The sequence below is a fragment of the Betaproteobacteria bacterium genome (genome assembly GCA_016791345.1).
GTDB lineage: Bacteria > Pseudomonadota > Gammaproteobacteria > Burkholderiales > JAEUMW01 > JAEUMW01.
Genome location: JAEUMW010000221.1, coordinates 1 through 6,664, shown reverse-complemented (window position 1 = coordinate 6,664; position 6,664 = coordinate 1). Strand labels below are relative to the sequence as shown.

Annotated in this window: 8 protein-coding genes; all 8 read left to right on the top strand. The window is 65.9% G+C overall.

Going from position 1 to position 6,664, the window contains the following annotated elements; all coding sequences use genetic code 11:
• Positions 1–579: aspartate--tRNA ligase (locus JNK68_08545; protein ID MBL8540408.1), on the top strand; the 579-nt coding region annotated here is incomplete at its 5' end.
• A gap of 12 nt (positions 580–591) precedes the next feature.
• Positions 592–969, top strand: coding sequence for a ribonuclease (locus JNK68_08540; protein ID MBL8540407.1), 378 nt, complete (start codon positions 592–594; stop codon positions 967–969).
• On the top strand, positions 966–1,397 hold the full coding sequence (locus JNK68_08535) for a barstar family protein (protein MBL8540406.1): 432 nt from the start codon (positions 966–968) through the stop codon (positions 1,395–1,397). The genes JNK68_08540 and JNK68_08535 overlap by 4 nt, the downstream gene beginning before the upstream one ends.
• A 16-nt stretch (positions 1,398–1,413) precedes the next feature.
• A complete protein-coding gene (gene nudB, locus JNK68_08530) occupies positions 1,414–1,872 on the top strand; it encodes a dihydroneopterin triphosphate diphosphatase (protein ID MBL8540405.1) in 459 nt (152 codons plus the stop codon).
• 93 nt (positions 1,873–1,965) lie between these two features.
• Positions 1,966–3,063: a quinolinate synthase NadA gene (nadA, locus tag JNK68_08525; protein ID MBL8540404.1), complete on the top strand. Its 1,098-nt coding sequence runs from the start codon at positions 1,966–1,968 to the stop codon at positions 3,061–3,063.
• Between the two features lie 158 nt (positions 3,064–3,221).
• Positions 3,222–3,974, top strand: a complete 753-nt coding sequence (locus JNK68_08520; protein MBL8540403.1) for an endonuclease/exonuclease/phosphatase family protein — start codon at positions 3,222–3,224, stop codon at positions 3,972–3,974.
• Between the two features lie 287 nt (positions 3,975–4,261).
• Positions 4,262–5,458 carry a hypothetical protein gene (locus tag JNK68_08515; GenBank protein MBL8540402.1) on the top strand — a complete coding sequence of 399 codons (1,197 nt, stop codon included), beginning with the start codon at positions 4,262–4,264 and terminating at the stop codon, positions 5,456–5,458.
• Positions 5,459–5,472: 14 nt separating this feature from the next.
• Positions 5,473–6,664 (top strand): ABC transporter ATP-binding protein/permease (locus JNK68_08510; GenBank protein ID MBL8540401.1); only part of this gene is annotated, 1,192 nt, incomplete at its 3' end.

The window sequence follows — 6,664 nt, the reverse complement described above, 5'->3', positions numbered from 1 at the left end:
CGCGCGAAGATCGTGAACGACGCGATGGGCGCGCTGCGCCAGAAGATCGGTCATGAGCACGGATTCGCTCGAGCCGGCTGGCGGCCGCTGTGGGTGGTCGACTTCCCGATGTTCGAGTACGACGACGAGGCGCAGCGCTGGGCCGCCATGCACCATCCGTTCACTGCGCCGAAGGATGGTCACGAGGACTATCTCGCGACCGACCCCGGCCGCGCGCTGGCCAAAGCCTATGACGTGACGCTCAACGGCTGGGAGATCGGCGGCGGCTCGGTGCGGATCCACCGCGAAGACGTGCAGTCGAAGGTGTTCCGGGCGCTCGCCATCAGCCCGGAGGAGGCGCGGCTCAAGTTCGGCTTCCTGCTCGACGCGTTGCAGTACGGGGCGCCGCCGCACGGTGGCATCGCCTTCGGGCTCGACCGCATCGTCACCATGATGGCCGGCGCGGATTCGATTCGCGATGTCATCGCCTTTCCCAAGACGCAGCGCGCGCAGTGTCTGCTCACCCAGGCGCCGAGCCCGGTCGACGAGAAGCAACTGCGCGAACTGCACATCCGTCTGCGGACGATCGAGAAGACCTGAAGCCGGTTCGAAATGCCAGGCGTCGCCGGCCCGAACGTGAGCAGAGTGCTGCGCCGGTTCGTTCTCGGGCTGGTCGCGAGTCTTCTCGCCGGTGTTGCGCTCGGCTATCAGGCGATCACGGACGTTGACCTGGCCGACCTGCCGCGAGAAGCGCGCGAGACTGTCGCACTCATCCGGGCAGACGGTCCCTTCCCGTATCGCAAGGACGGCGTCACGTTCGGCAACCGCGAGCGGCTTTTGCCGGCGGCGCCACGTGGGTACTATCGCGAGTACACGGTGCCCACCCCGGGCGCTCGCGACCGCGGCGCGCGCCGGATCGTCGCCGGCCGCGACGGCGAGTTGTACTACAGCGATGATCACTACCGGACTTTTCGGCGCATCCTCGAATGAGCGATCTCGATCCTCTGCTGGTCAATCTGACGCTGAGTGGACCCTGCGCGACGCGTGAGCCGGCGGCAACACTCGCTGCGGCGGCGGTTGCTCGCGGCTTCGGTGTCTATCGCATCGATCTCGGCGGAATCGGCGACAAGGCCGCGCTCATGCGGCATCTGCAGGATGCCCTGCAGTTTCCCGAGTGGTTCGGACGCAACTGGGACGCGCTGGAGGACTGCCTGACCGACATGTCCTGGCACGACGACGTCGGCTACGTTCTGTTGTTCGCGGGCGGGGGCACGTTGCGGCGCCACGACAAGGCGCTCTTCCACACCCTCGTCGACGTGCTCAAATCCGCGGCCGATTACTGGCGGGGAGCGGAGCGACCGTTCTGGGCGTTCTTCCTCGATCTGCCGCCCGACGTGACCTTGCCCGGGTTCCCCTGAACGGCGCGGTGCACCCATGCCGCACAAGATCCCGGTTTCGGTGCTGGTGCTGATTCACACCCCGGGCCGGGAGGTGCTCCTGATGGAGCGTGCCGACCATCCGGGTTTCTGGCAATCGGTCACCGGCAGCCAGGATCCCGGTGAAACGCTGCGCGAGACAGCGGCGCGCGAAGTGCGGGAGGAGACAGGCCTCCGCATCGTGCCCGATGAGCTCGACGACTGGAACATCCAGAACCGCTACGAGATCTACCCCTTCTTCCTGCATCGCTACGCCCCGGGGGTCAGGCACAACGTGGAGCACGTCTTCGGGCTGTGCTTGCCGAACACGCAGCCGGTGACGCTCGCGCCCGCGGAACACGTGGCGTTCGAGTGGCTGCCGTGGGCAGTCGCCGCCGAGCGCGTGCGCTCATGGAGCAACCGCGACGCCATCCTGCTGCTGCCGCAGATGCTGGAGCGCTTCCCGGTGCGCGCCTGAAACGCGCAACAAACCGCTTGAAAATCTGTCGTAGGCGCATACCATTGCCGGTCCCGTCGAGTGACGGGCACACATCAGGGAGCGCAACAGGTCATGCAAACAGCGGCCATAGCCTTCGATCGCTTCGAGGCCCTGCGCGACGAAGCGTGTCAGGACCGCATCGTCGCCGCGAAGGCGGCGCTCGGCAAACGTGCGGTCATTCTCGGCCACCACTATCAGCGTGCGGACGTCTATCGCCACGCCGACCTGACCGGGGACTCGCTCAAGCTGTCGCGGCTCGCCGCACAGACCGAAGCGGAATACATCGTCTTTTGCGGCGTGCACTTCATGGCCGAGGTGGCGGACATCCTGTCGCGCCCGCACCAGATCTCCATCCTGCCCGACCTGAACGCCGGCTGTTCGATGGCGGACATGGCGAATCTCGCGAAGGTGGTGCGTGCGTGGCGCGAACTCGCCGACGTGCTGGATCCCGACGAGTCGGTCACACCGGTCACTTATATCAATTCCGCGGCCGACCTCAAGGCATTCTGCGGCGAGCACGGCGGCATCGTGTGCACGTCGAGCAACGCGCCGAAGATTCTCGACTGGTCATTCGCCCGCCGCGAGAAGGTGCTCTTCTTCCCCGATCAACACCTGGGGCGGTGGAGCGGATTCAAGATGGGCATCCCGCTGGAAGAGATGCCGGTCTGGGATCCCGACCTGCCTCTGGGCGGGCTCACGCCCGATGCGATCAGGGCCGCCAGAGTTCTGCTGTGGAAGGGGCATTGCTCCGTGCACCAGATGTTCCAGCCGCAGCACATCCTGCGCTGGCGCAATCAGCATCCGGACGGCATCGTGATTTCCCACCCCGAGGCGAGCTTCGAAGTGTGCAAGCTCTCCGACTACGTCGGATCGACCGAGTACATCATCAAGACCATTGCGGAGGCACCGGCGAACACGCGTTGGCTGGTGGGCACCGAACTCAATCTCGTCAACCGCCTCGCCGGGGAGATGAAGCCGCAGGGCAAGACCGTCCAGTTCATGGCGCCCACTGTCTGCATGTGCTCGACCATGGCGCGCATCGATCCGCAGCACCTCGCCTGGTGTGTCGAGAATCTGGTGGAGGGCCGGGTCGTCAACCGGATCAGCGTGCCTGCCGACGAGGCGGCGGCTGCGAAGCTCGCGCTGGAGCGGATGCTCGAGACGTCCTGAACGGCTGCGGCGCGCGTGCGTCGAGAGTGGAGCACGCGCGTCGAACCAGCGCGGTTCCCGCAAAGCTGGAATAGGTGACACTACCTCCGTTCGAATCCCCTGGATGACCTGTGGACAGCATCGCAGCGTTGAGGAAGAGCGAGGGGAACCGCGCCGCCATGATCGAGTTCATCCGCGTAACCACCTACAACATCCACAAGGGCCTGTCCTCGCTCAATCGCCGCATGGTCGTGCACGAAGTGCGCGAGCGGCTGTCGGCGATCGGTGCCGACGTCGTGTTCCTGCAGGAGGTCCTGGGCGAGCACGAGCAGCACGCGCAGCGGTTTCTCGACTGGCCGAGCGAGCCACAGCACGAGTTTCTAGCCGGCGAGGAGTGGGCGGATTTCGCCTACGGCAAGAACGCCATCTACGAGGGCGGCCATCACGGTAACGCGATCCTTTCCCGATTTCCCATCGTGCGCTGGGACAATGAAGATATTTCGGCGCATCGGCTGGAAAGTCGAGGGTTGCTTCACTGCGAGATCGATGTGCCAGGCTGGCGCCAGCCCCTGCATTGCATCAACGTCCACCTCGGGCTGGCGGCGCGCTGGCGCCGGCGTCAGCTCGAAGCGCTGCGCAAGCGCATCGAGCGTCTCGTGCCGCAGGACGCACCACTCGTGATCGCAGGTGATTTCAACGACTGGCGCCGCCAGGCGAGCATGGAACTCGTCGCCGGTCTCAGGGTACACGAAGCGTTCGAAACGTATCGCGGCCGGCCCGCGCGCAGTTTCCCGGCAGCCTTGCCGGTCTTCGCACTCGATCGCATCTACGTGCGCGGCTTCCGGGTCCGGCACGCGCGCGTCCATCACGGGGAGGTTTGGGCCAAGCTGTCGGATCACGCAGCGCTGAGTGCCACCCTGGTGAAGCTCTGACGGTCGAAAAATGGTGCATTGCAGCACCAATACTGCACCAGCGCGAGGCATCGGAGCCGCCTCTCAAAGTCGCTGGATCGAGGTAAGTCGTTGCATTTCCTGGATTTGTCGGCTGTGGCATGGATATGGCTTATATAGCGGGCGAGGGCATGGAGAAAACATCCTCTGTGTCTTCATCCTCCTCCTTTGGTACCTGGGGCGCAGTCAATCTGCGCCCGTTTTTTTTTCTCCGGGCGGGCGCTTCGCCGTTGCTGGGCTAATATCGGCTGCGGAAGCCATCCGCTGCCATGACTCCGCGTCCCGCGCTGCCGTTGCGCCTCACCCTTTTCCTCGCGGCGATACAGTGTGTCGCCAACGCGACCTGGATCGCATACGTCGTCTATCTGCCGCAACTGGCCGCCGCCGCGGGCATACCGCGCTCGGCCGTCGTCTGGATTCTCGTCGCCGACCAGGCCGTCTTTGCTCTCAGCGACCTGGTGGTGGGGCGAGCTACGGACCGGGCGCTCACGGTCCTGCGCGTCATCGGTCCCTGGCTGCTGGCGATCACCGTGATTGCCGGGATCGCGTTCGTCGCGCTGCCCGCAGTTGCCGACCTGCGCTCGCCTGCACTCTTCCTCGCCTGCACGCTGCTTTGGGTGATTGCGTCGTCGGTGCTGCGCGCCCCCGCGCTGGCGCTGGTGGCGAAGCGCACGCCGAAGCCCGCCCTGCCGCTGCTTGGCACGCTGGTGGTGGTCGGCACCGCGCTTGCCGCTGCCGCCGCACCGTATCTCGCACTGCTCGCCCAGCACGTGCACCCGCGGGTGCCTTTCCTGGTTGCGACAGCGACGCTGGTGGCCGTCATGGTCGGTCTGGCGCTGACCGAGCGGCGCGGCGCCCTCGTGGTCGATACCGCCACGCCCGGAGCGAGTGAGTCGTCCACCTCCACGCCGGTGCGGGGCGGGACGGTTGCCGCGTTCTTCATCGCTGCTGCTCTGCTCGCGATCGGCATGCAGGTGCACACGAACATCAATACAACGCCGCTCTACCGGCAGTTTGCCTCGCCCGATGCGCTGCCGTGGCTGCTGCCTGTGTTTGCCGTCGGGACGAGCCTGCTCGCGTTTGCCGGGGGCGGGATGTCGAAGCGCTGGGGTGCGTTCGCGGCACTGGGCTGGGCCGCACTGTCGGGTGCGCTCTTCTGTGCCGCCGCCGCCGTGGTGCCGGGCCTGATTCCGCTGACCGCAACGCAGTTTCTCGCCGGGGGCGCGTGGGGAGCCGTCAACGCCGTGCTGGTCGCCCATGCGCTCTCGCTGGGCAAGCCCGGCCGCGAGGGGCAGATGGCGGGACGACTCTCCGCGACTCTGGCTGTTGCCACCATGCTGCGCGGTGGCGTGGTGGCATTGGGGATTTCATCGCTGCCTGCCGCCGCGACAGTTTTCATCTGGCTGGCGCCCCTGTGCTGGGTGGTGGCGGCGATCGTTCTGTGGCGCGCCGGGAGACGCGCTTGACACAAGCCTCGCCGATGGCCGAGGCGCGACCGCGGGCGGCATCCGCCGCCCGACGCAGCGAATGGCACGCGATACGGCTGCTGCTGCCCTATCTGTGGGAGTTCAAGGGGCGCGTGGTGGTCGCGCTCGTCTTCCTGACGGTGGCAAAGTTTGCGAACGTCGGTGTCCCGCTGCTGCTCAAGCAGATCGTCGATGCGCTGAGTGCCGAACAGGCGGTGCTCGTGTTGCCGCTGACGCTGCTCCTGGCGTACGGCGCGCTGCGGCTGTCGACAACCCTCTTCGCGGAACTGCGCGACGTCGTTTTCGTGCGCGTCACCCAGCGCGCCATACGGCGCATCGCGCTCACCGTCTTCCGTCACCTGCATGCGCTGTCGCTGCGCTTCCACCTGGAACGACAGACCGGGGGCGTGTCGCGCGACATCGAGCGCGGCTCGCGGGGCGTATCGACGCTCATGAGCTACATGCTCTTCTCGATCATCCCGGTGCTGCTCGAATTCTCGCTGGTGGCCGCGGTGCTGCTGACGAAGTTCGACTGGCGCTTTGCGGCGATCACCTTCGGCGCGGTGGCGATCTACATCGCGTTCACCGTCGCGGTCACGGAATGGCGGATGGATATCCGGCGGCGCGCCAACGAGCTGGATTCACGGGCGAACTCCCGCGCGATCGACAGCCTTCTGAATTACGAGACGGTGAAGTACTTCAACAACGAGGACTTCGAAGCGCGCCGCTACGACGAGAACCTGCAGCAGTACGAGTCGGCGGCGGTGAAGAACGAGATGTCGCTGGGGCTGCTCAATGTCGGACAGAGTTTCATCATCGCCATCGCTGTCACCCTCCTCATGATCTTCGCGGCGGAGGGGGTGGTCGCGCGCACGCTCACGCTGGGTGACCTCGTGCTCATCAACGGCCTGCTGATCCAGCTCTACATCCCGCTCAACTTCCTGGGCATGGTCTACCGCGAGATCAAGCAGGCCCTGATCGACATGGACCGCATGTTCAGGTTGCTCACGGAGCACCGCGAAATCGAGGACGCTGCGAATTCCGTTGCCCTGCCGGCGGGACCGTCGACGGTCCGTTTCGAGCACGTGCATTTCGGCTATGAGTCGAAGCGCACCATCCTCCACGACGTGAGCTTCGAGATTCCGGCCGGCAGGAAGGTGGCGGTGGTCGGCCACTCGGGTTCCGGCAAGTCCACGCTCGCGCGCC

What these genes read in the sequence shown, in the direction of transcription:
- JNK68_08540 (MBL8540407.1), top strand. Translation starts at nt 592, where the DNA reads ATGCCAGGCGTCGCCGGCCCGAACGTGAGCAGAGTGCTGCGCCGGTTC.
- JNK68_08535 (MBL8540406.1), top strand. Translation starts at nt 966, where the DNA reads ATGAGCGATCTCGATCCTCTGCTGGTCAATCTGACGCTGAGTGGACCC.
- nudB (MBL8540405.1), top strand. Translation starts at nt 1,414, where the DNA reads ATGCCGCACAAGATCCCGGTTTCGGTGCTGGTGCTGATTCACACCCCG.
- nadA (MBL8540404.1), top strand. Translation starts at nt 1,966, where the DNA reads ATGCAAACAGCGGCCATAGCCTTCGATCGCTTCGAGGCCCTGCGCGAC.
- JNK68_08520 (MBL8540403.1), top strand. Translation starts at nt 3,222, where the DNA reads ATGATCGAGTTCATCCGCGTAACCACCTACAACATCCACAAGGGCCTG.
- JNK68_08515 (MBL8540402.1), top strand. Translation starts at nt 4,262, where the DNA reads ATGACTCCGCGTCCCGCGCTGCCGTTGCGCCTCACCCTTTTCCTCGCG.